Genomic DNA, 23,879 nt, shown 5'->3' on the forward strand with positions numbered 1-23,879 from the left:
CGGTTGGTGTCGGCGCGGGCGCGGTTGATGGACGCGTTGCCGGCGGGTGGGGTGATGGTGGCCCTGGAGGCGGCGGAGCACGAGGTCGTCCCGCTGCTCGCCGGCCTGGACAGCACGGGGATCGCGGCGGTCAACTCGCCGACCTCGCTGGTGGTGTCCGGCTCTGAGGACGAGGTCCGCAAGGTGGTGGAGGCACTTCCCGGTCGTCGGACGAAGCGGCTCGATGTGAGTCACGCCTTCCACTCCCCGTTGATGGCGCCGATGTTGGCGGAGTTCCATACGGTGGTGGCGGGTCTGGCCTTCCACCCGCCCCGCCTCCCGGTGGTCTCGACGGTCACCGGACGTCCGGTCGACGAGGAGTGGTGCGACCCGCGGTACTGGGTCGACCATGTCGCCCGTACGGTCCGTTTCGCCGACGCCGTCGCCGTGGCCGAGACGGAGAGTTGGGTCGAGCTGGGCCCCGATGCCGTCCTCGCGACCCTCGTCGACAACGGCATGCCGATGCTGCGTGCGGACCGTCCGGAGTGCCGGCAGGCGGTGACGGCCCTTGCGCACGCCTTCGTGCACGGTGCCGACGCCGACTGGGCGGCCCTGTTCGCGGGCCAGGAGCCGCGGCGGGTCGAGCTGCCGACGTATGCCTTCCAGCGCGAGCGCTACTGGCTGGAGCCGACGGTCGAGGGTGACGTGGCCTCCGCCGGACTGTCCGCCACCGGACACCCGCTGCTCGCCGCCGCGGTGGAACTCCCCGAGGAAGGCGCGGTGTTGACCGGCCGGATCTCGCTCGGCACCCACCCCTGGCTGGCCGACCACACGATCGGCGGCGCGGTCGTGCTGCCCGGTTCCCTCCTGCTCGACCTGGTGATCGCCGCCGGTGACCGGGTGGGCGCGCCCCGGGTGACGCAGGCCGCCGCCACGGTGCCGCTCGCCCTGCCGGAGCAGGGCGGGGTGCGGGTGCAGGTGGTCGTCGGGGCGGCGGACGAGGCCGGACTGCGTCCGGTCGTCGTCCGGTCGTGCCCGGACTCGGGCGACGGGGAGGCGTGGACCGTGCATCTGACGGCCGCCGTCGGCGCCGAGCGGGCGCCGGACGGTCCGGTGCGCTGGCAGCCGGGTGCGGAGCTGTCCCCGGAGACGGTGGTGGAACGGATCGCCGACCAGGGCTTCGCGTACGGGCCGGCCTTCCCGGGGCCGCGGCGGGTCTGGCAGCAGGAGGACCGGGTGTGGGCCGAGGTCGACCTGGCCGAACCCGGCGCGTTCGTGCTGCACCCGGGACTGTTCGACGGGGCGGTCCGGGCGTGGACCGCCGCCCAGGACGCGCCGGGGCCGCTGGTCCCGGTGGCCTGGACGGATGTGCGGGTGCACGCGGCCGGGGTCACCGCCGTCCGGGCCGTGATCGGCCGCGTGGACCCGGATGTGGACGCGGACGCGGGGACGGCGCGGGACGCCGGGACCGACCGCGACGGGGACACCGTGTCCGTGGTCCTGACCGACCACGACGGGACGGTGGTCGCCTCGGCCGGGTCGGTGCGGCTCGCGGCCCCGCCGTCGGCCGGTCGGCGCACGGGGCCGGACGCCCTGTTCCGGCTGGCGTGGCAGCCCGCCGGCACCACCGCTCCGGCAGACCCGTCCGACTGGGCGGTCCTCGGTGACCGGCCGGCGGGGGCGACCGGCATCCGCGGGTTCGCCGGTCTCGGCGCGCTGCTCGGCGCGGTCGACGCCGGCGCCGGGGTGCCGTCGGTGGTGCTGGCCCGGGTGGCGGCGCCCGCCGGCGCCCTGGCCGCCGGGGACGTGCCGGCCGCCGCCCACGCGGTGGTCCGCGAGACGCTGGAGCTCGTCCAGGCGTGGCTGGCCGAGGAGCGGTTCGCCGACTCCCGGCTGGTGTTCGTCTGCCCGGGGGCGACCGACGGCCGTGACCCGGTGGCCGCCGCCGCGTGGGGCCTGATCCGCTCGGCGCGGTCGGAGCACCCGGGGCGGTTCGGCCTGCTGGACGCGGACCTGGACCGGGCGGCGGACGTCGCCGCCCTGGCAGGGGCCGCGTTCGGGGAGGAGACCGAGGCGGCCGTCCGGGACGGCGCACTGCTGGTGCCGAGGCTTACCCCGGCACACCCGGCACACCCGGCGGAACAGGTCGCGGGGCAGCCGTCCCTGACCCTGGACCCGACGGGCACGGTGCTGGTCGCGGGCGCCACCGGGGTGCTGGGCCGTCTGGTGGCCCGGCACCTGGTGACGGCCCACGGCGCCCGCCGGCTGCTGCTGGTCAGCCGGAGCGGTCCGAACGCCGAGGGCGCCGAGGAACTGCGGGCCGAGCTGACCGGGCTGGGGGCCGAGGTCGACCTCACGGCCTGTGACGCCGCCGACCGGGACGCGCTGGCCGCGCTGCTGGCCGGGATCCCGGCCGAGCACCCGCTGACGGCGGTCGTCCACACGGCGGGTGTGCTCGACGACAGCCTGATCACCTCGATGACGGCCGAGCAGGTGGCCGGCGTGCTGCGCCCCAAGGTGGACGCGGCCTGGCACCTGCACGAGCTGACCCGCTCGGCGGACCTCTCCGCCTTCGTGCTCTACTCCTCGGCCAGCGGTGTGCTGGGCGGGGTCGGCCAGGCCAACTACGCGGCGGCCAACGCCTTCCTGGACGCGCTCGCCGCGTACCGGGCCGCGCGCGGTCTGCCCGCGACCTCGCTGGCCTGGGGCCTGTGGGCGGACGCGAGCGCGATGACCGGGCACCTCTCGGAGGTCGACCTGCGTCGGCTGGCCCGGGGCGGACTGGTGCCGTTGACCGCCCAGGACGGCATGGCGCTGTTCGACGAGGCCGTCGGCACCGGCGAGCCGCTGCTCGCGGCGGTCCGCTGGGACGTGGGCGCGCTGCGCTCGCAGGGGGCGGCGCTGCCGTCGGTCCTGCGAGGCCTGGTCCGGGGCACGGCGGCCGGTCGCCGCCAGGCCTCGGCCGGCCGGGCCGGGGCGCTGCTGGAGCGGCTCGCCGCGGTCGGTGACGCCGAGCGCGACCGGATCCTGCTGGACGCGGTGCGGGAGGCGATCGCGACCGTGCTCGGGCACGACGGCACGCAGCGCGTCCAGCCGGACCGGGTGCTCTCGGAGCTGGGGTTCGACTCGCTGACCGCGGTCGAACTGCGCAACCGGCTCGGCCTGGTCACCGGGTTGCGGCTCCCCACGGCGCTGGTCTTCGACCACCCGACGGCCGGGGCGATCGCCGCCCACCTGGCCGAGCGCCTGGTCCTGCCCGGCACGCAGGACCGCCCGGTCGCCGGTGTCGGCGAGGAACTGGACCGGCTGGAGGCCGCGCTGGCCGCCTCCTCGGTGACGGGGCCGGACGGCCGGACGGTCGCGAACAGGCTGGAGACGCTGCTCGCCCGGTGGCGGGACGCCATGGCCCGCCCCGAGGAGGCGGCGGACTCGGAGCGGATCGCGAGCGTCTCGGTCGACGAGCTGTTCGACATCATCGACGCCGAACTCGACCCCCAGTGACCGATCCGGTGGGCAACCGGGACACCGGGTCGGTGGCCGACCCGCACACGACGCTGCACAGAAGGGAACGACAGGTGTCGGAGCCGGAGCAGGGCAGGCCGGAGCAGAGCAGGCCGGAGCAGGAGAGGCCGGGCCAGGACAGGACGAAGGACCGGCCGGAGCAGGACAAGGTCGTCGAGTACCTGCGGCGGGTCACCGCCGACCTCAAGCGGTCGCGCCAGCGGGTGCGCGAGCTGGAGGACCGCGAGCACGAGCCGATCGCGATCGTCGGCATGGCCTGCCGCTATCCCGGCGGGGTCCGCTCGCCGGAGGACCTCTGGCGGCTGGTCGACGGCGGGCGCGACGCGATGGCGGAGTTCCCCAGAGACCGCGGCTGGCCGGCCGACCTCTACCACCCGGACCCGGACCACCCGGGCACCAGCTACGCGCGGGCGGGCGGATTCCTCTACGAGGCACCGGAGTTCGACGCCGGCTTCTTCGACATCTCGCCGCGCGAGGCGCTCGCCATGGACCCCCAGCAGCGTCAGCTGCTGGAGACCGCCTGGACGGTCGCGGAGGGTGCCGGGATCGACCCGCTGGCGCTGCGCGGCACCGACACCGGGGTGTTCGTCGGGGCCATGTACCAGAACTACGCGCTACGGCAGAGCACGGTGCCCGAGGAGGTGGCGGGCTATCTGATCAGCGGCAGCGCCGACAGTGTCGTCTCCGGCCGGATCTCCTACGCCCTGGGGCTGGTGGGGCCGGCGGTCACCGTCGACACGGCCTGCTCCTCCTCGCTGGTGGCGATCCATCTGGCCGCCCAGGCCCTGCGGGCCGGCGAGTGCTCGCTGGCCATGGCGGGTGGCGTGACGGTGATGTCCACGCCCACGCTGTTCCTGGAGTTCTCCCGCCAGCGCGGGCTGGCCGCCGACGGCCGCTGCAAGTCGTTCGCGGCGGCGGCCGACGGGACGGGCTGGTCCGAGGGGGTCGGCCTGGTCCTGCTGGAGCGGCTGTCCGAGGCGCGGCGCCACGGTCACCGGGTGCTCGCGGTGCTGCGCGGCAGCGCGGTGAACCAGGACGGTGCCAGCAACGGGCTGACCGCGCCGAACGGGCCGTCCCAGCGCCGGGTGATCCAGCGGGCCCTGGCCAACGCGCGGCTGACCACGCAGGACGTGGACCTGCTGGAGGCGCACGGCACCGGTACCCGGCTGGGCGACCCGATCGAGGCGGAGGCGCTGCTGGACACCTACGGCCGGGACCGGGCGGACGGCCCGCCGCTGTACCTGGGGTCGGTGAAGTCGAACATCGGCCACACCCAGGCCGCCGCCGGGGTCGCCGGGGTGATCAAGGCGGTGATGGCGATGCGGCACGGGGTGCTGCCCCGGACGCTGCACGTGGACGCGCCGTCGCCGCACGTGGACTGGGCCTCCGGCGCGGTGTCGCTGCTGTCCGAACCGGTGGTGTGGCCCGAGACGGGGCGGCCGCGCCGGGCGGCGGTGTCGGCGTTCGGGATCAGCGGCACCAACGCGCACCTGGTGCTGGAGCAGGCCCCGGTGGTGGAGGAGCCGGCCGACCCGGCGCCGGCCGGCCGGTCGGTGGCGGGCGGGACGCTGCCCTGGGTGGTGTCCGGGCGCGGTCCCGAGGCGCTGCGCACCCAGGCCGGCCGGCTCGCCGAGTTCCTGACGGCCGGCACCGGCACCGGCACCGGGGCGGGGGCGGGTACCGGGAACGGCCCCGACCCGGCCGACGTCGCGTGGTCGCTGGCCACCACCCGCCCGGCCCTGGAGGACCGTGCCGTGGTGCTGGGCGACAGCTCGTCGGAGCTGCTCGCCGGGCTGCGGGCGGTCGCGTCCGGTGCGGCCCACCCCGCCGTCGTGCGGGCCGGGGACGGGACCGGGACGGGCCGCGGTGTGGCGTTCCTGTTCACCGGGCAGGGCGCCCAGCGGGCCGGCATGGGGGCCGGGGCGGCCGAGGCGTTCCCGGTGTTCGCGGCGGCACTCGACGAGGTGTGCGCGGAGTTCGATCCGCTCCTGGGCGTCCCGCTGCGCGAGGCGATGGCCACCGGGACCGCCGCGGACGGCCGGTCGCTGGACCGTACCGACCTGGCCCAGCCGGCGCTGTTCGCCCTCCAGGTCGCGCTGGTCCGGCTGGCGGGGTCGTGGGGCGTCCGGCCGGCGGCGGTGGCCGGGCACTCGATCGGCGAGCTGACGGCCGCGCACGTCGCGGGCGTCTGGTCGCTCCCCGACGCCTGCGCCGTGGTCGCGGCCCGTGGCCGGCTGATGCAGGCACTGCCGGCCGGCGGCGCGATGCTCGCCGTGCAGGCCGGCCCGGAGCAGGTGCTGGGCTGGGTGGCCGCGCAGGAGGCCCGTACTCCCGGACAGGTGGCGGTCGCCGCGGTCAACGGCCCGGACTCGGTGGTGGTGTCCGGCCGGGCGGACGCGGTCGAGGAGGTCGGCCGGGCGGCCCGGGCGGCCGGCTGCCGGGTCAAGGCGCTCACGGTGAGCCACGCCTTCCACTCGCCGCTGATGCGGCCGATGCTCGGCGCGTTCGCCGAGGTACTGGCGGGGGTGTCCACCCGGTCACCCGGGCTGCCCGGGGTCGCCGCGGTGACCGGCGGGTGGAGCGACGCGGCGTCCTGGGGCTCGGCCGCCTACTGGGTGGACCAGGTCTGTGCGCCGGTGCGCTTCGCGGACGTGACGGCCGTCCTGCTCGCGGACGGGTTCGACACCTGCCTGGAGGCCGGACCGGACGGGGTGCTGTCCGCGATGGTCACCGAGTCCGTCGCGGCCGGCCGGGCGGGCGGGGCGGCGCAGGCCGACCGGGACGCCCGGGACGACCGGCCGCGCGCCCCGCTGGCCGTGCCGCTGCTGCGGCGGGGCCGCTCGGAGCGCGGCGCCGCGCTGGCGGCCGCCGCCGCCCTGTTCACCGCCGGGGTCCCGGTCGACTGGGCCGGGGTCGTCGCGGCCGGGGTCGACGGCAGCCCCCGGCGGGTGGACCTGCCGACGTACGCGTTCCGGTCCGACCGGTACTGGCTGTCCCAGGAGGACGCCGTCGAGGCCGGGGCGGACCGGACCGGGCAGGCCGACCCGGAGTTCTGGCGGCTGGTGGAACGGGGCGACCTCGAAGGGCTCACCGCCGCGCTGGAGCTGCCGGGCGATGTACCGCTGAGCCGGGCCCTGCCCGCGCTGTCCTCCCGGCACCGCTCGCAGCGGGCCGGCGAACAGGCGGCCGACTGGCTCTACCGCACGCGCTGGCAGCGGCTGCCCGAGGCCCGCCCGGCCGCGACCCCGACCGCCACCCCGGGCGGCAACTGGCTGGTCGTCGTCCCGGAGGGCGAGGACGAGCGGCAGTGGGCGGACCAGGTGGTCGGGACACTGCGCGGGCACGTCGAACCGCTGGTCGTCCCGGTGGCCGGGCGGGCGGAGCTCGCCGACCGGATCCGCACCGCCCTCGGCGCCGGCCCCGCCGACGCCCTCGGCGGTTCCCCCGCCCCCGGCCGGGCCCTGGCCGGCGTGCTCTGCCTGGCCGGCGTCGACGAGCGGCCGGACCCGGACCACCCGGAGATCACCCGCGGCCTGGCCGGTGCCCTCGCGGTGCTCCAGAGCGCCGCGGACCTCGGCCTCGCCGTCCCGCTGTGGACGGCGACCAGGGACGCCGTGCCGGCGACACCGGAGGACGGCCTCGGCGGCTACGCCCAGGCCCCGCTGTGGGGGCTCGGCCGAGTGGCACGGCTGGAACAGCCGCTGACCTGGGGCGGCCTGGTCGATCTGCCGGCCGTGCCGGACGAGTGGACCGGCGCCCGGCTCGCCGGGCTGCTCACCGGGGCGGCGGGGGAGGACCAGGCGGCGATCCGCGGCGCCGCCGTGTTCGTCCCCCGGCTGGTCCGCTCCCGGCCCGGGCCGACCCCGCCGCGCTGGCGGCCGACCGGTACCGTCCTGGTGACCGGCGGGACGGGCGCGCTGGGCGCCGAGGTCGCCCGCTGGCTCGCCCGGGAGGGCGCCGGACACCTGGTGCTGACCGGCCGCCGGGGGCCCGACGCGCCGGGCGCCGGGGCACTGGCCGCCGAACTGGCCGCGCTGGGCGCCGAGGTGAGCATCGAGGCCTGCGACGTGGCGGACCGGGCGGCGCTCGCCGCGCTGCTGGCCGCCCTGCCGGCCCCGGTCACGGCCGTGGTGCACGCCGCCGGGGTGCTCGACGACGGTGTGCTGACCGCGCTGACCCCCGGGCGGCTCGCCGAGGTGGCCCGCGCGAAGGCCGCCGCCGCGCTGAACCTGCACGAAGTGACCCTCGGGACCGAGCTGTCGGCGTTCGTCCTCTTCTCCTCCGTCGCCGGGACGCTGGGCAGCGCGGGCCAGGGCAACTACGCGGCGGCCAACGCCTTCCTGGACGCCCTCGCCGAGCGTCGGGTGCGGGAGGGCCTGCCCGCCACCTCGATCGCGTGGGGGCCGTGGGCCGGGGCGGGGATGGCCTCGGGCGACGGTGCCCGGCAGAAGCTGGCCCGGCTCGCGGTCGAGCCGATGGCCACCGGGCCCGCCCTCGCGGCGCTGGGCGCGGCCGTGGGCGGCGGCGCCGGCACCGCCGTGGTCGCCGACGTCCGCTGGGCGCGCCTGGCCGCCGGCGGAACGCCGGTGCCGCCGCTGCTCGCCGACCTGCCGGAGGCCCGGCCGGAGCCGGGCCCGGGGGCCGCGACGGCCGTACCCGGGAGCGCCGCGCACGGGCTCGCCACCCTGCCGCCGGCCCAACGCGAACGCGCCCTGCGGGACTTGGTGGCGGCCACGACGGCGCAGGTGCTGGGCCACCGGGACGCGGTCGCGGTCGTCGCCGACAAGCCCTTCCGTGAACTCGGCCTCGACTCGCTCACGGCGGTCGAGCTGCGCAACGCGCTGGGCACCGGCCTCGGTCTCACCCTGGCCCCCACCCTCGCCTTCGACCACCCGAGCCCGCAGGCACTCGCCGCCCATCTGGGCGCCCTGCTGCGCGAGGACGCGGAGAACCACGAGGCCCCGGCGAAGCGGAGCGACCGGGCGGACCGCGCGGCCTCCGCGACCGGGGACGGCACCGAGGCCGACCCCGACACCGACCCCGTCGCGATCGTCTCGATGGACTGCCGTTTCCCCGGCGGTGTCGCCGGCCCGGAGGACTTCTGGGAGCTGCTGCGCACCGGCCGCGACGCGGTGTCGGCCTTCCCGGCCGACCGGGGCTGGGACCTGGCCGCCCTCTACGACCCGGACCCGGACCGCCCCGGCACCAGCTACACCCGCCACGGCGCCTTCCTCGACCGTCCCGACCGCTTCGACGCGGCGTTCTTCGGGATCGGCGCGCGCGAGGCGGCGGCGATGGACCCGCAGCAGCGACTGCTGCTGGAGATCGCCTGGCAGGCGGTGGAACGCGCCGGCCTGGACCCGCTCGCCCTGCGGGAGAGCCGGACCGGGGTGTTCATCGGCACCAACGGGCAGGACTACCTGTCCTTCGTCCGGGAGATCCCGGAGGGCCTGGACGGCTACCTGGGCACCGGCAACGCCGCCAGCGTGCTGTCCGGCCGGCTCGCCTACACCCTGGGCCTGCGCGGCCCGGCGATCACGGTGGACACCGCGTGCTCCTCCTCCCTGGTGGCGCTGCACCTCGCCGCCCGGTCGCTGCGTCAGGGCGAGTGCTCGCTGGCCCTGGTCGGCGGGGCCACGGTGATGGCGGGACCGGGCGTGTTCGTCGACTTCAGCCGCCAGCGCGGGCTGGCCGAGGACGGCCGCTGCAAGCCGTTCGCCGCGGGCGCCGACGGCACCGGCTGGGGCGAGGGCGCCGGCGTCCTGGTGCTGGAGCGGCTCTCCGACGCGCGCCGCCACGGTCACCCGGTGCTCGCGGTGCTGCGCGGCAGCGCGGTGAACCAGGACGGTGCCAGCAACGGCCTGACCGCGCCGAACGGGCCCGCCCAGCAGCGGGTGATCGGCGAGGCGCTGGCCGACGCCGGCCTGACACCGGCCGAGGTCGACGCGGTGGAGGCGCACGGCACCGGTACCCGGCTGGGCGACCCGATCGAGGCGCAGGCCCTGCTGGCCGCCTACGGGCAGGACCGGCCGGCCGAGCGGCCGCTGTACCTGGGGTCGGTGAAGTCGAACATCGGCCACACCCAGGCCGCCGCCGGTCTCGCCGGGCTGATCAAGATGGTGCTGGCGATGCGGCACGGGGTGCTGCCCCGGACGCTGCACGTGGACGCGCCGTCGCCGCACGTCGACTGGGCCTCGGGCGCGGTGTCGCTGGTGACCGAACCGGTGGTGTGGCCGGAGACCGGGCGGCCGCGCCGGGCCGGGGTGTCCTCCTTCGGCGTCAGCGGTACCAACGCGCACGCGATCATCGAGCAGGCCCCCGAGCCCGCGCCCGCCCCCGAGCCCGCGGCGGACCTCGCTGCCGAACCCGCCGTCGAACCCGCCGCCGTCGCGCCGCTGCCGGCGGCCGCACCGGCCCCGCTCGCGCTGCCGGTGTCCGCCCGGGGAGCGGACGCGCTGCGCGCCCAGGCCCGCGCCCTGCGCGCCCACCTCGGCGCGCACCCCGACCAGACACTGGCCGACCTCGGCTGGTCCCTGGCCACCGGCCGGGCCGCGCTGACCCACCGGGCGGTCGTCCTCGCCGAGGACCGGGCCGGGTTCGACGCGGGCCTCGCCGCCCTCGCGGCCGGCCGGCCGGTGCCGGAGGTGATCACCGGACGGGTGGCCGCCGACGGCGCGGTGGCCTTCCTCTTCACCGGTCAGGGCAGTCAGCGTCCGGGCATGGGAGGGGAGTTGTACGCGTCGTCCGCCGCCTTCCGGGAGGCCTTCGACGCGGTCTGCGACGGACTGGAACCGCGGCTCGGCCACTCCGTCCGGGGCGTGCTGCACGCCGCCCCCGGATCGGCCGAGGCCGCCCTGCTCGACCGGACCGGTCACGCCCAGGCGGCGCTGTTCGCCCTGGAGGTCGGGCTGTTCCGCCTCCTGGAGAGCCGGGGCCTGGTGCCGGACGTGGTGGCCGGGCACTCGATCGGCGAGCTCGCCGCCGCCCATGTGGCCGGGGTGTTCGACCTCGCCGACGCCACCGCGCTGGTCGCGGCCCGCGCCCGGCTGATGGAGGCGCTGCCGCCGGGCGGCGCGATGACGGCCGTCGAGGCCGGGCCGGAGGAGGTGGCGGAGCTCGTCGCGGAGCGTGCCGACCGGCTCTCGGTCGCGGCGGTCAACGGCCCGACCGCCACCGTGCTCTCCGGCGACGAGGACGCCGTGCACGAGGTCGCCGCCGTGCTGGCCGCCCGGGGTCGCCGGACCAAGCGACTCCGGGTCAGCCACGCCTTCCACTCCCCGCACATGGCGGGCATGCTGGCGGCGTTCCGTGCCGAGGCCGAGCGGATCGGCTACCACCCGCCGAGGATCCCGCTGGTCTCCAACCTGACCGGTGCCCTGGCCGATCCGGCCGAGGTGGCCGGCGCGGACTACTGGGTGCGGCACGTCCGGGAGCCGGTGCGGTTCGCCGACGGCATCCGGACGCTCGAACGGCGCGGGGTGCGCACCTTCGTCGAACTCGGGCCGGACGCGGTCCTGGCCGCGATGACCCAGGACTGCCTCACCGACCCCGGGGCCGCCGCGGCCGTCCCGCTGCTGCGCGCCGACCGCCCGGACGGCGCCGCGCTGACGGCCGCGCTGGCCCGCCTCCAGGTGCGCGGACTGCCGGTGGACCTGACCGCCCCGGACGGCGGCGGCCGCCGGGTCGACCTGCCGGTGTACCAGTTCCAGGGCCGGAGCCACTGGCTGTCGGGGACACGCTCCGCCGCCGGCCCGTCCACGGCCGCCACCGCTGCCGGGCAGGACGCCTTCGTGGGGCAGGACGCCTTCGCCGGGCAGGACCCGGACGGGAAGCCGGACGGGAAGCCGGACGAGGCCGAGACCGGGAGCGAGGCGCTGCGCCGACGGCTTCGCGAGGCCCCGCCCGCGTCCCGGACGGCCCTGCTGACCGAGGTGGTGCTCGGCCAGGTCGCCGCCGTGCTCGGCGACCCGGACGAGCCCGCCGGGCCGGCGGACACCTTCACCGAGCTCGGGCTCAACTCGCTGGGCGCGGCCGAGCTGCGCACCCGGCTGCATGAGGCGACCGGCGTCCGGCTCGCCCCGTCGGCGGTCGCCGAGCGCCCGACCGGCGCGGCGCTGGCCGCCCTGCTGGCCGAGCGGATCGTCGACGCGCCCCCGGCCGGGGCCGCCGCCACGCCCGTCACGGCCGAGCCGTCCGCGGGGCCGCCGGCGACCCCGCTGGTGACGCTGTTCCGGCAGGCCAGCCTGGCCGGCCGGGCCGGTGACGGGCTGCGGCTGCTCGCCGCCGCCGCCCACCTGCGGGACGCACCGGAGGCGACGGCGCCCGCACCCCGCCGGTCCCGCTTCGCCGCCGGCCCGGCCGGACCGCCGCTGGTCTGCTTCCCCTCGCTGGTGGCACCCGCGCACGCCTACCAGTACGCCCGGTTCGCCACCGCGTTCCGGGGGCACCGGGGCCTGACGGTGCTCGCACCGTCCGGGTACGCGGCGGGCGAGGCGCTGCCCCGCACCCTGGCGGAGTTCGTCGACCGCCAGACGGCCGCCGTCCGCGCCGACCACGGTGACCGACCCGTCGTCCTGGTCGGCTACTCCTCGGGCGGCTGGGTCGCGCACGCCGTCGCCGAGGCGCTGGCGCGGGGCGGGGCGGCCCCGGCCGCCGTGGTCCTGCTCGACAGTCACCTGCCGGGCAGCCCGGGGCTCACCGCCCTGGAGTCGACGCTGTTCACCGCCCTGGCGGACCGCGCCGAGCTGGTGGAGGCGACCACGGACGCCGGACTGGGCGCGATGGGCCGTCACTTCGACCTGTTCCGCGACTGGCGGCCGGGCCCGGTGGCGAGCCCGACCCTGCTCGTCCGGGCGACCGAGCCCCTCCCCGGCACCCCGGCCGGCCCCGCCGTCCCCGCGGCGTCCTGGCCCACCCGGCACACGACGCTCGACGTGCCGGCGGATCACCTGACCATCATCGGAGACTCCGGACCCTCGACCGGCCACGCGGTCGAGTCGTGGCTGTCCGGAGCGGTACCGGAGGCAGCAGCATGACCACCGAATCCACCTCGGCCGACACCGTGTTCGGCCCGACGTTCACGCAGAACCCCTACCCCTCCTACGACGTCCTGCGCACCGAGGCGCCGGTCGGCCGGCACGTGGTGAAGACGCTCGCCTCCGAGGTCAACGCCTGGGTGGTGACCCGGCACGAGGACGTCCGGATGCTGCTGGCCGACCAGTCGCTGTCCAAGGACGCGCTCGGCCTGCCCCGGATCATCGAGCGGCACGCCCTGCACCCCGACGGCTCGGCCGGCAGCAACCCGCGCAGCATGCTCTTCAGCGACCCGCCGGACCACACCCGGCTGCGCAGGATCGTCTCCAAGGCGTTCACCATGCGCCGGGTCGAGCGACTGCGGCCCTGGATCGAGCAGTTGGCCGACGACCTGGTCGACGGGATCGTGCCGGACGCGGAGTTCGACCTGGTCGAACAGGTCGCGCTGGCCTTCCCCATCTATGTGATCGGTGCCCTGCTCGGTGTGCCGGTGGCCGACTTCGACGACCTCCGCCGCTGGAACGGCGTGCTCACCAGCGTCCGGTCCACCGCCGCGGAGAAGCGGGAGGCGATCGGGCTGGCCTACGGGCACCTGGCGGCGGTCGTCGAGGCCAAGCGCACGGATCCCGCCGACGACCTGGTGAGCGCGCTCATCGAGGCCGAGGACGACGGCAACCGGCTGGACGGCGGTGAACTGCTCTCCAGCCTGTTCCTGCTGATGAACGCCGGCTACGAGACGACCGCGAACATGATCAGCAGCGGCGTGCTCGCCCTGATCCAGCACCCCGAGCAACTGGGCCGACTGCGGGCCGAGCCCACCCTGCTGCCGGGCGCCGTCGAGGAGTTCCTGCGCTACGAGAGCCCGTTGAACCTCGCCACCATTCGGTGGACGACCCGCCCGGTCCAGGTGGGCGAGGTGACCATCCCGGCGGACGAGATCGTCTTCGTGTCGCTCTGCGCCGCCAACCGGGACCCCGCCGTCTTCGACGACCCCCACCGGCTGGACGTGGGGCGCGGCAGGAACCCGCACCTGTCCTTCGGTCACGGCATCCACCACTGCATCGGCGCCCCGCTGGCCCGGCTGGAGGGCGAGGCCCTGTTCGGCCGGCTGCTGCGCCGCTTCCCCCGCTGGGAGCTCGCCGTGCCGGCCGACCGGCTGGTCTGGCGGCACAGCCTCCAGTTCCGCGGCCTGGAGAGCCTGCCGGTCCGGATGTCCTGACCGGCACCCGTGCGGCCCGGCCGCACCCCGGACCGGCGAAACCGAACCACCGAAACCGAACCACCGAAACCGAACCACCGAAACCGCTCCTGCGAACCGACCCGGAGAACCGACCGGGAGAGATGAGATCACGATGACCGACAACACAGTGGCCGGCGCGGCCGTCGGCGAGGGCAAGGTCGCGGCCTTCTTCGACGCCTGCGCCCGGGACGCCTTCGACGAGGCGGTCGCCTGCTTCGCCGAGGGCGGGGTCTGGAGCGTCGCCGAGGGCCCGGAGCCCGGGACCAGCTACCGGCGCGACGAGATCCGGGCGTACCTGGTGGACCTGGTCAAGAAGCGCGAGGAGTTCGGCGACCAGGGGATCGCGCTGGTCTTCGAGCCGGCCGTGGTGGCCGGGGACCGGCAGATCATCGAGTTCACCCTGCGCGACGCCACCGGCCGGGTGCTGGACCGGGGCGTGGACCTCTTCACGCTGAAGGACGGCCTGATCCTCGTCAAGGACGTCTTCCGCAAGGCCTGACCCCGTGGCTTGAGCGCCGCGACCCGAGATCCGCGACCCACCACCCCCACCACCCCCACAACCCGCGATGACCGCCGGACCGCCCGGCACCCCTACCGAAGGAACGATGGACATGTTCGAGCACCTCAGTGAGCACCTGGTCACTTTCGCCAACGACATCGAGTTCGAGGACCCGAAGGTCGGCCAGAGCGGCACCTACACGGCGGAGCTGCGTGATCCGTCCGGTGCCGCGATCGGTACGGTCGAGGGCTTCTACAAGATCGTCACGCGCCGCGAGGCCGACGACGAGCTGATGACCTGCATCACCGAGAAGATCGCGCTGGCCGACGGCGACGTGCACGTCGAGGCCTGGGCCCGGTTCAGCAACCTGGTGTCGGGCGAGTGGCTGTACTGCCCGGCCGTCGGCGTGAGCGGCCGCTACGCCGGCCGGACCGGGGTCCGGCAGTGGCGCCCGGTCGACCCCGGCAAGGTCGCCGAGGCCAAGCTGGTCTTCTTCTCGACCCTGCTCTCCTGACCGGGCGCATGGACGCGACTCGGGACCAGGCCGGCTCCGCGGACGCCGCGGGCTCCACAGGTTCAGCGGACCTCGCGGAACCGGCGGACCTCGCGGACTTCGCGGGCAAGGTCGTACTGATCACCGGCGGGGGCGGCGGAATCGGTTCCGCCGCCGCCCGGCGGTTCACCGCCCGGGGCGGGCAGGTCGTGCTGGCGGACATCGACCGGGCGCGCGGCGAGGCGGTCGCCCGGGAGACCGGTGCCCTGTTCGTGCCGGCCGACACGTCGGACCTGGCCGACAACGAGCGGCTGGTGCGGGCCGCCGTCGACCGGTTCGGCGGCCTGGACATCGTCTGGCTCAACTCCGGTGTGCTCGCAGGGAGTTCGATCGGCGACGGGTTCGACGGCGCGGCGTACCGGCGGCTGCTGGCGGTCAACATCGACTCGGTGGTCTACGGGGTGCAGGCCTCGCTGCCGGCGCTGCGGGCCCGTGGCGGGGGTTCGGTCGTCGTCACCGCCAGCACCACCGGCCTGCGCCCTTCGCCGGACGTGTTCTACGCGGCCTCCAAGCACGCCGTGGTGGGGCTGGTCCGGTCGCTGGCGCCGGCCCTCGCCGGGGACGGCATCACCGTCAACGTGCTCTGCCCGGGCGCGGTCGAGACGCCGCTGATCGCCGGGCGTCTCGCCGCCTGGCGGGCCGCCGGGGTGGCGGTGGCCGCGCCGGACCTGGTGGTGGACGCGATGGCCGTGGCGGTGCGGGACGGGCGGACCGGGCAGGCGTGGGTGGTCGCGGCGGACACCGGCATCACCCGCTTCGAGTTCGCCGATCTGGTCGTCGCCGGGGAACACCGGTTGCGCTTCGCCGGCGGCCGGGTGACCAGTACCACCACCCCACCGGACGATCACCCGGCCATCCCGCCCCGGTGACCCGCGCCGGGCCGGGGCCACCGGCCCCGGCCCCGGCCCCACCAGCAATCACGAGGAGGACCGCATGCTGTCCGTCAAGGCCGCCGTCGCCCGAGGCAAGGGCGGCCCGTTCACCATCGAGGACGTCCTGCTGGAGCCACCCCGGGCCGACGAGGTGCTGGTCCGGCTGGTCGCCACCGGCCTGTGCCACACCGATCTGCTGGCCCTGGACCAGATCCTCCCGCCGGGCCTGCCCGCCGTCCTCGGGCACGAGGGCAGCGGCGTGGTGGTGGCCGTCGGCGCGGGGGTGACCTCGGTCGCCCCCGGTGACCCGGTCGTGCTGGCCCCGATGAGCTGCGGCTCCTGCCGTCCCTGTCTCACCGGCCACCCGATGCACTGCGTCGCCTTCCTGCCGCTCAACCTGCGCGGCCGGCGGGCGGACGGCTCGACCGCCTACCGGGACGCGCACGGCGCCGAGATCAACGGGCACTTCTTCGGCCAGTCCTCCTTCGCGGACCACGTCGTCGCCCACTGGCGCAGCGTCGTGAAGGTCCGCGCGGACGCGCCGTTGGAGCTGCTCGGCCCGCTGGGCTGCGGGCTGCAGACCGGTGCCGGCGCGGTGCTCGGGGTGTTCGCGGCCCCGCCCGGCAGCAGCCTCGTGGTGTTCGGCGCCGGGCCGGTGGGGCTGGCGGCCGTGATGGCGGCCAGGATCGCCGGCTGCTCACGGATCGTCGCCGTCGACCTCCACCGCGCCCGGTTGGACCTCGCGCTCGAACTCGGGGCCACCGACGTGTTCGACGGCGCCCAGGACGGCGTGGCGGCCGCCGTGGTCCGGCTCAGCGGGGGCGGCGTCGACTTCGCGCTGGACGCGGTGGGCCTGCCGCGGACCGGTCGGGCCGCGGTCGAGTCGCTCGCGGTCGGCGGTACGGCCGGCATCGTCGGGTCGGCCGGCACCGGCCAGGACCTCTCCGTCGGGCTGGTCCAGCTGCTGGGCCGCACCGTGAAGGGCATCCTCCAGGGCGACAGCGTCCCGCAGCTGCTGATCCCGCGGCTGCTGGACTTCTTCCTGGCGGGCCGGTTCCCACTGGACCGGCTGGTCCGGCCGTACCCGCTGGCCGAGATCAACCGCGCGGTCGCCGACGCGGTCGCCGGAACGGCCGTCAAACCGGTGCTGATGCACGACACGGCACCCGTCTGAGGCACCCCGCCGGTGCGCGGCGCGGCTCCCCGGCTCCACCGGGGGCCCGCCCGCACCGGCGGGTCAGCCGGCGTCCGGCCGGTGGGTCCGGGCGAAGGCCCGCGCGTCCCAGTCGCCGCCCAGCTCCGGTGCCAGCGAGGCGGCGGCCAGTGCGGCGAAGTCCGCGGCGGTGCCCGCGCGCTCCGGCAGGGCGCCGAGCAGCGGGGCGCCCGCCGACCGCGGCAGGTCGGCGAGGTTGCAGCGCTCGGCGAGGCCGGGCCGGCGCGGCCAGGAGCCGATGACCACCCCGGCCAGCGGCAGCCCGCGCGCCCGGAGCGCCTCGGCCGTGAGCGCGACGATGTTGAGCGTGCCCAGGCCGGCCGAGGCCACCAGCAGCACCTCCGCCGCCAGTCCGGCCCCGAGCACCGCCCGCGCCTGGTCCGCCAGCGTCCGGCCCTCGTCGTCGTAACGCACCAGCAGCCCGCCGGCGCCCTCGACCAGGACCAGGTCGTGCGTGCCGGCCAGCTCCGCGACCTCGGCCGCCACCTCGGCGGGCGAGACCGGGGGCAGCCCGGCGCGCCGGGCCGCGGTGTCCGGCGCCAGCGGCTCCGGGTACCGGGCCAGTTCCCGGGTGGTGAGCGCGCCCGCCAGCCGCCGGACGTCGTCGACGTCGCCCGGTTCGCCGGCGGCCAGGCCGGTCTGGCCCGGCTTCAGCACCGCGACCCGCGAGCCGCTCCGCAGCGCCGCCGAGGCGAGCGCCGCCGTGGCGACGGTCTTGCCGACCTCGGTGTTGGTGCCCGTGACGAACAGGATCCGCGCGCTCATCCGGCCACCGCCGCCGCCGTCACGGCCGCGGCGATCCGCGCCACGTCGTCGTCCCCGGTCACGAAGGGCGGCATCGTGTAGATGAGGTCCCGGAACGGCCGCAGCCAGACCCCCTCCCGGGCGGCGGCCCCGGTGGCCGCCGCGACGTCCACCGGGTGGTCGAGCTGCACCACGCCGATCGCGCCCTGCACCCGCACGTCCAGGACTCCGGGCAGTTCGGCGGTGTCCGCCAGGCCGTCCCGCAGCCCGGTCCCGATCCGCTTCACCTCGACCTGCCAGTCCTGGCCGAGCAGCAGGTCGATCGACGCGTTGGCGACCGCCGAGGCCAGCGGGTTGCCCATGAACGTGGGCCCGTGCGCCAGCACCGGCATCTCGCCCCGGCTGATGCCGTCCGCGATCTCGGCGGTGCAGAGCGTGGCCGCCATGGTCAGGTAGCCGCCGGTCATCGCCTTGCCCAGGCACATCACGTCCGGCGAGACGCCCGCGTGGTCGGCCGCGAACAGCGCGCCGCTGCGCCCGAAGCCGGTGGCGATCTCGTCGAAGACGAGCAGGACCCCGTGCCGGTCGCAGAGTTCGCGCAGCATCCGCAGGTAGGCGGGGGAGTGGAACCGCATGCCGCCCGCGCCCTGCACCACCGGCTCGACGATCACCGCGGCCAGTTCACCCGCGTGGCGCTCCATCAGCGCGTCGAACTCCGCCGCGTAGCCGGCGTCCAACGGGGCGTCGAAGCCGGCCGGCGGCTGCGGTGCGAAGAGCTGGCCGGGCAGCACACCGCCCCACAGGTGGTGCATGCCGCCCTGCGGGTCGCAGACCGACATCGGGTGGAAGGTGTCCCCGTGGTAGCCGCCGCGCCAGGTGAGCAGCCGTTTCTTGGCGGGCTGCCCGACGGACTGCCAGTACTGCAGGCACATCTTCATGGCGACCTCGACCGCCACCGAGCCGGAGTCGGCCAGGAAGACGTGCCGCAGCGGCTCCGGCGTGATCTCCACCAGCCGGGCGGCCAGCCGTACGGCGGGCTCGTGGGTGAGCCCGCCGAACATCACATGGCTCATCCGGCCCAGCTGGTCGCGCACCGCCTCGTCCAGTACCGGGTGCCCGTAGCCGTGGATCGCCGCCCACCAGGACGACATCCCGTCGACCAGCTCGCGCCGGCCCGCGACGGGCTCGGCGAGCCGCAGCCGGACCCCGGACGCCGATTCGACGACGTAGGGGGTGGCGGTGCCGGGCATCGGACCGTACGGGTGCCAGACGTGCGCCCGGTCGAGGGCGAGGAGGGTGTCGGTGGGCAGCTGAGCCATGGGGAGTCTTTCGCTGGGGACGGTCAGGCGTTGGGTGCCAGTTCGGTACCGGCACCGCGCCGGCGGACCCGGACGAGGTCGCTGCGCGACCCGTCGTCGGTCACCCCGGGCTCGGCCCCGGCATCGACCCCGGCCTCGGCGTCGGCCCCGGTCTCCTCGACGGCCGGGGCGCCGTGCCCGCCGCACGGCCCGCAGCCGCCGCCCGTCCCGCAGGCGCCACCCTCGGCGGCGGCGGCGATGTCGGCCCGGTGCCGGGGCAGGGTGGCCTCGCCGGCCCCCTCCACCTCGAAGCCCGCGTCCTTGATCATGTCGAGGTCGGCCTGGCCGGCCTGGCCCTCGCTGGTCAGGTAGTCGCCCAGGAAGATCGAGTTGGCGACGTGCAGGCCCAGCGGCTGCAGCGAGCGCAGGTGGACCTCGCGCCCGCCCGCGATCCGTACCTCCACGTCGGGGCAGACGAAGCGGACCATCGCCAGGATCCGCAGGCAGCGCTGCGGGGTGAGGTTCCACTCCTTGGCCAGCGGGGTGCCCTCGAAGGGGATGAGGAAGTTGACCGGCACCGAGTCCGAACCCAGCTCGCGCAGCGCGAAGACCACGTCCACCAGGTCCCCGTCGCTCTCGCCCATGCCCGCGATCAGGCCGGAGCAGGCGGACAGGCCCGCGCCGTGCGCCTTCTGCACGGTGTCCACCCGGTCCGCGTAGGTGTGGGTGGTGGTGATGTCGCCGTAGGTGCCCTCGGAGGTGTTCAGGTTGTGGTTGTACGCGTCGGCGCCGGCCGCCTTCAGCCGCTCGGCCTGGTTGTCGGAGAGCAGGCCGAGGCAGGCGCAGATCTCGACGGCCGGGTCGGCGTCCTTGATGGCCGAGATGGTGTCGGCCACCCGGTCGATGTCACGGTCCGTCGGGCCGCGGCCGCTGGCCACCAGGCAGACCCGCTTGGCGCCGCCGGCGACGCCCGCCTTCGCCGCCTCGGCGGCCTGGTCCGGCTTCAGCCAGGTGTACTTGAGGATCTCGGCCTTGGAGCCCAGCCGCTGCGAACAGTACGAGCAGTCCTCCGGGCAGAGCCCGCTCTTCAGGTTCACCAGGTAGTTGAGCTTGACCCGGCGGCCGAACCACTGCCGGCGCACCCGCCCGGCGGCCGCGACCACGTCCAGCAGCTCGTCGTCGGTGGTGGCGAGGACGGCCAGCGCCTCCTCGCGGGTGGGGATTTCCCCGCGCAGGCCCTTGGCGGTGAGGGTATCGAGCAGATCCATGAGGCTGATCCTGCCTGCTGGCCGTCCGGCGACGCCAGAGGAAACCCACCAGAAGATCCCCGGGAGGATGTGCGAGTTGTCACAGTGTCACAGCTCACGGTAGTGGTGCAGGTCACGTCCCCGGCGGCGGGTATTACCGGCCGGTAGCACGCGGGTTCGTCAACGGCCCGCCCCCGTGATCTCCACCACCCGCGCACTGCTTAGAATCTGCGCCATGACCACGCAGGGGGAGCGGACCCCGTCATCGGGTGACCAGGAACAGCACGAAGCCACCCAGGGGGCCGGGGCCTACCGGCGGCCGGCCGGCCGGATCGGCGCCCGCCGGGTCGTGGGCTGGATCGTGGTGGTCGGTGTGGTGGCCGCCGGCGGCTGGATCATCACCCGTCCGACACCCGGCGACTGGATACCCGGGCTCGGCCCGGCCAGCAGGGACGCCGCCAGTACCCCGCCCGTGGTCGGCAGCCCGCCGCCGCGCGCCGCGACCGACCCCGAGGGCCTCAACGTCGACATCCTCTTCCCCGCCCAGCGGGTGATCGAGGTCGGTGGGTACAAGGGCAGGCGCTCCGGCGTCCGGCAGGGCGAGAACTGCTCCGAGACCCTCCAGGACCGCACCCAGGACCTCCTGCGCGACAGCGGCTGCCAGGCCTACCTCGCCGTCAGCTTCGCCGGCCAGGAGAAGCCGGTGCTCAGCAGCGTCACCCTGCTGCGCTTCGCCGACCAGGCCGCCGCCGACCGGGCCGCCGAGGCGCTGCGGGCCAAGCCGGGCGCGATCGCCTTCATCCTCCAGGACGCCTCCACCGCCCCCGCCCAGCCCGCCGGCACCGCCAAGCCCGGCTCGGAGCCCCGCGTCGCGGCGGTCGGCCACTACGTGACGGTCACCAGCTCACGGCCCGTCGAGCCGCACGGCCCCTCGCCCGCCGCCACGGCCGCCCCCACCACCCCGGTCGGCGTGCCGTCCACCCCGCCGCCCGGCGGTGAGCAGGTGCTCGACGAGGCCACCCGGGCGATCTCCTACTCGGCCGGCGCGCCCTTCATCTGGATGTGACGCGGCGGCGGGGCCCACCGTCCGTGAGCCCCGCCGCCGCGTCACCGGCCCGGGCCGGCAGGCCGCTCAGCCGGTCAGCCGTCCAGCCGGTCCACCGCGGTGACCCGCAGGACCGCCCGGCCCTCCTCGTCGGAGCCGTACAGGTCGACCTCGGCGCTGATGCCCCAGTCGTGGTCGCCCGCCGGGTCGTCGAAGATCTGCCGGACCTTCCAGGAGGAGTCCTCCTCCTCGATCAGCAGCATCTTCGGGCCGCGCGCGTCCGGGCCGGTCCCCAGGTCGTCGTACTCGTCCCAGTACCCGTCCATCGCGTCCGCCCAGCGGTCCGCGTTCCAGCCGTACTCGCCGTCCAGCTCGCCGAGGGCGCCGTAGTGCTCCAGCGCGGCCAGCTCGACCCGACGGAACAGCTCGTTGCGCACCAGCACCCGGAACGCCCGCGCGTTCGCCGTCACCGGCGCCGGCTTGTCGTCCAGGGCGACCTCCGGGGCCTGCGGGTCGGCCGGGTTGGCCAGCTGCTCCCACTCGTCCAGCAGACTGGAGTCGACCTGGCGGACCAGTTCGCCGAGCCAGGCGATGACGTCCTTGAGGTCGTCGGTCTTGAGGTCGTCGGGGACGGTCTGCTCCAGTGCCTTGAACGCACCGGCCAGGTAGCGCAGCACGATGCCCTCGGTGCGCGCCAGGTCGTAGTGGCCGACGTAGTCCGTGAAGGTCATCGCCCGCTCGTACAGGTCGCGGACCACGGACTTCGGCCGCAGCTCGTGGTCGCCGATCCACGGGTGCGCCCGGCGGTACACCTCGTAGGCGTGGGTGAGCAGCTCCTCCAGCGGCTTCGGGTAGGTGATCTCCTGGAGCCGCTCCATCCGCTCCTCGTACTCGATGCCGTCGCGCTTCATCTCGCCGATGGCCTCGCCGCGCGCCTTGTTCTGCTGCGAGGCGAGGATCTGGCGGGGGTCGTCGAGGGTCGCCTCGACCACCGACACGACGTCCATCGCGTACGAGGGGGAGGTCGGGTCGAGCAGCTCGAAGGCGGCCAGCGCGAAGGTGGAGAGCGGCTGGTTGAGCGCGAAGTTCTCCTGGAGGTCGAGGGTGAGCCGCACGATCCGGCCCTCCGCGTCCGGTTCCGGCAGCCGCTCCACGATGCCGCCCTCCAGCAGCGAGCGGTAGATGGCGATCGCGGTGCGGATGTGCCGGCGCTGCGCGCCGCGCTCCTCGTGGTTGTCGGTGAGCAGCTTGCGCATCGCCTCGAAGGCGTTGCCCGGCCGGCCGATCACCGACAGCAGCATCGCGTGGCTCACCCTGAAGCGGGAGACCAGCTGCTCGGGGTCGGCGGCGATCAGACGCTCGAAGGTCTCCTCGGACCAGCCGACGAAGCCCTCCGGCGCCTTCTTGCGGACGATCTTGCGCTTCTTCTTCGGGTCGTCGCCCGCCTTGGCGACGGCCCTGTCGTTCTCGATCACGTGCTCCGGCGCCTGCGCGACGACCTGGCCGACGGTGTCGAACCCGGCCCGCCCGGCCCGCCCGGCGATCTGGTGGAACTCCCGGGCGCGCAGCACCCGCACCCGGACGCCGTCGTACTTGGACAGCGCGGTGAACAGCACCGTGCGGATCGGCACGTTGACGCCCACGCCGAGCGTGTCGGTGCCGCAGATCACCTTCAACAGCCCTGCCTGGGCGAGGCGTTCGACCAGCCGGCGGTACTTGGGCAGCATGCCCGCGTGGTGCACGCCGATCCCGTGCCGGACGAACCGGGACAGGTTGCGGCCGAACTTGGTGGTGAAGCGGAAGTTGCCGATCAGGTCGGCGATGGCGTCCTTCTCCGCCTTGGAGCACATGTTGATGCTCATCAGCGACTGGGCCCGCTCCACCGCCTCCTTCTGCGTGAAGTGCACCACGTAGACCGGGGCCTGACCGGTCTTCAGCAGCTCTTCCAGGGTGTCGTGCATGGTGGTGCGGCGGTACTCGTAGAAGAGCGGGACGGGCCGGGTCGCCGAGCGGACCACGGTGGTCGGCCGGCCGGTGCGGCGGGTCAGGTCCTCCTCGAAGCGGCGGACGTCGCCGAGTGTGGCGGACATCAGCAGGAACTGCACCTGCGGGAGTTCGAGGATCGGGATCTGCCAGGCCCAGCCGCGGTCCGGCTCCGCGTAGAAGTGGAACTCGTCCATCACGACCTGGCCGACGTCGGCCCGGGCGCCGTCCCGCAGCGCGATCTGCGCCAGCACCTCGGCGGTGCAGCAGATGATCGGCGCGGTCGGGTTCACGCTCGCGTCGCCGGTCATCATGCCGACCTGCTCGGTGCCGAACATCTTGCACAGGTCGAAGAACTTCTCCGAGACCAGCGCCTTGATCGGCGCGGTGTAGAAGGTCCGCTTGCCCTCCGCCAGCGCCGCGAAGTGCGCGCCCGCCGCGACCAGGCTCTTGCCGGAGCCGGTCGGCGTCGCCAGGATCACGTTGTTCCCCGACACCAGCTCGATCAGCGCCTCCTCCTGCGCCGGGTACAGCGTGATCCCGCGCTCCTCCGCCCAGGCGGCGAACGTCTCGTACAGCGCGTCGGGGGTGGCGGGCTTCGGCATCAGATCAAGGAGGGTCACCCGGCTATCTTGCCTGCTCGCGTACACC

General features: G+C 75.6%; 12 protein-coding genes. 8 read left to right on the forward strand and 4 right to left on the reverse strand.

Annotated features, from left to right (window positions below; genetic code table 11):
- The 7 genes from ACIQTO_RS17090 to ACIQTO_RS17120 all read left to right on the forward strand — a co-directional run.
- Positions 1–3,480, forward strand: a 3,480-nt coding sequence (locus ACIQTO_RS17090) for an SDR family NAD(P)-dependent oxidoreductase (RefSeq protein ID WP_402388402.1), incomplete at its 5' end; no start/stop codon positions are given.
- Positions 3,477–12,536, forward strand: coding sequence for a type I polyketide synthase (locus tag ACIQTO_RS17095; RefSeq protein WP_402388403.1), 9,060 nt, complete (start codon positions 3,477–3,479; stop codon positions 12,534–12,536). The genes ACIQTO_RS17090 and ACIQTO_RS17095, both read left to right, overlap by 4 nt.
- Positions 12,533–13,753 carry a cytochrome P450 gene (locus ACIQTO_RS17100; protein ID WP_402388404.1) on the forward strand — a complete coding sequence of 407 codons (1,221 nt, stop codon included), beginning with the start codon at positions 12,533–12,535 and terminating at the stop codon, positions 13,751–13,753. Before ACIQTO_RS17095 ends, ACIQTO_RS17100 begins: the two co-directional genes overlap by 4 nt.
- A gap of 133 nt (positions 13,754–13,886) precedes the next feature.
- Positions 13,887–14,273, forward strand: coding sequence for a nuclear transport factor 2 family protein (locus ACIQTO_RS17105; RefSeq protein ID WP_402388405.1), 387 nt, complete (start codon positions 13,887–13,889; stop codon positions 14,271–14,273).
- A gap of 112 nt (positions 14,274–14,385) precedes the next feature.
- Entirely contained in the window at positions 14,386–14,787 is a 402-nt protein-coding gene (locus tag ACIQTO_RS17110; protein ID WP_402388406.1) for a hypothetical protein, read from the forward strand.
- Between the two features lie 8 nt (positions 14,788–14,795).
- Positions 14,796–15,695, forward strand: coding sequence for an SDR family NAD(P)-dependent oxidoreductase (locus ACIQTO_RS17115; RefSeq protein WP_402388407.1), 900 nt, complete (start codon positions 14,796–14,798; stop codon positions 15,693–15,695).
- Between the two features lie 64 nt (positions 15,696–15,759).
- On the forward strand, positions 15,760–16,872 hold the full coding sequence (locus ACIQTO_RS17120) for an NAD(P)-dependent alcohol dehydrogenase (RefSeq protein ID WP_402388408.1): 1,113 nt from the start codon (positions 15,760–15,762) through the stop codon (positions 16,870–16,872).
- A 63-nt stretch (positions 16,873–16,935) separates the two neighbouring features.
- On the opposite strand, the gene bioD is transcribed toward ACIQTO_RS17120, so the two are convergent.
- From bioD to bioB, 3 genes are read right to left on the reverse strand one after another with little or no spacing between them, the layout of a single operon-like run.
- On the reverse strand, positions 16,936–17,676 hold the full coding sequence (bioD, locus tag ACIQTO_RS17125) for a dethiobiotin synthase (RefSeq protein ID WP_402388409.1): 741 nt from the start codon (positions 17,674–17,676) through the stop codon (positions 16,936–16,938).
- The gene (locus tag ACIQTO_RS17130; RefSeq protein WP_402388410.1) at positions 17,673–18,974 is read right to left on the reverse strand and encodes an adenosylmethionine--8-amino-7-oxononanoate transaminase; all 1,302 of its coding nucleotides are present in this window, start codon (positions 18,972–18,974) and stop codon (positions 17,673–17,675) included. Before ACIQTO_RS17130 ends, bioD begins: the two co-directional genes overlap by 4 nt.
- 23 nt (positions 18,975–18,997) lie before the next feature.
- Complete coding sequence (gene bioB, locus ACIQTO_RS17135; protein ID WP_402388411.1) at positions 18,998–20,221, reverse strand: biotin synthase BioB; 1,224 nt, start codon at positions 20,219–20,221, stop codon at positions 18,998–19,000.
- A gap of 214 nt (positions 20,222–20,435) precedes the next feature.
- Between bioB and ACIQTO_RS17140 the strand changes: the two genes are divergently transcribed.
- Positions 20,436–21,266 carry a hypothetical protein gene (locus tag ACIQTO_RS17140; RefSeq protein ID WP_402388412.1) on the forward strand — a complete coding sequence of 277 codons (831 nt, stop codon included), beginning with the start codon at positions 20,436–20,438 and terminating at the stop codon, positions 21,264–21,266.
- 74 nt (positions 21,267–21,340) lie between these two features.
- Here ACIQTO_RS17140 and ACIQTO_RS17145 read toward each other — a convergent pair whose 3' ends face one another.
- Positions 21,341–23,833 (reverse strand): DEAD/DEAH box helicase, encoded by a 2,493-nt coding sequence (locus ACIQTO_RS17145; RefSeq protein ID WP_402388630.1) that lies wholly within the window; start codon positions 23,831–23,833, stop codon positions 21,341–21,343.
- Positions 23,834–23,879: the final 46 nt, after the last annotated feature.

The organism is Kitasatospora sp. NPDC091207 (assembly GCF_044768625.1).
Lineage (GTDB): Bacteria > Actinomycetota > Actinomycetes > Streptomycetales > Streptomycetaceae > Kitasatospora.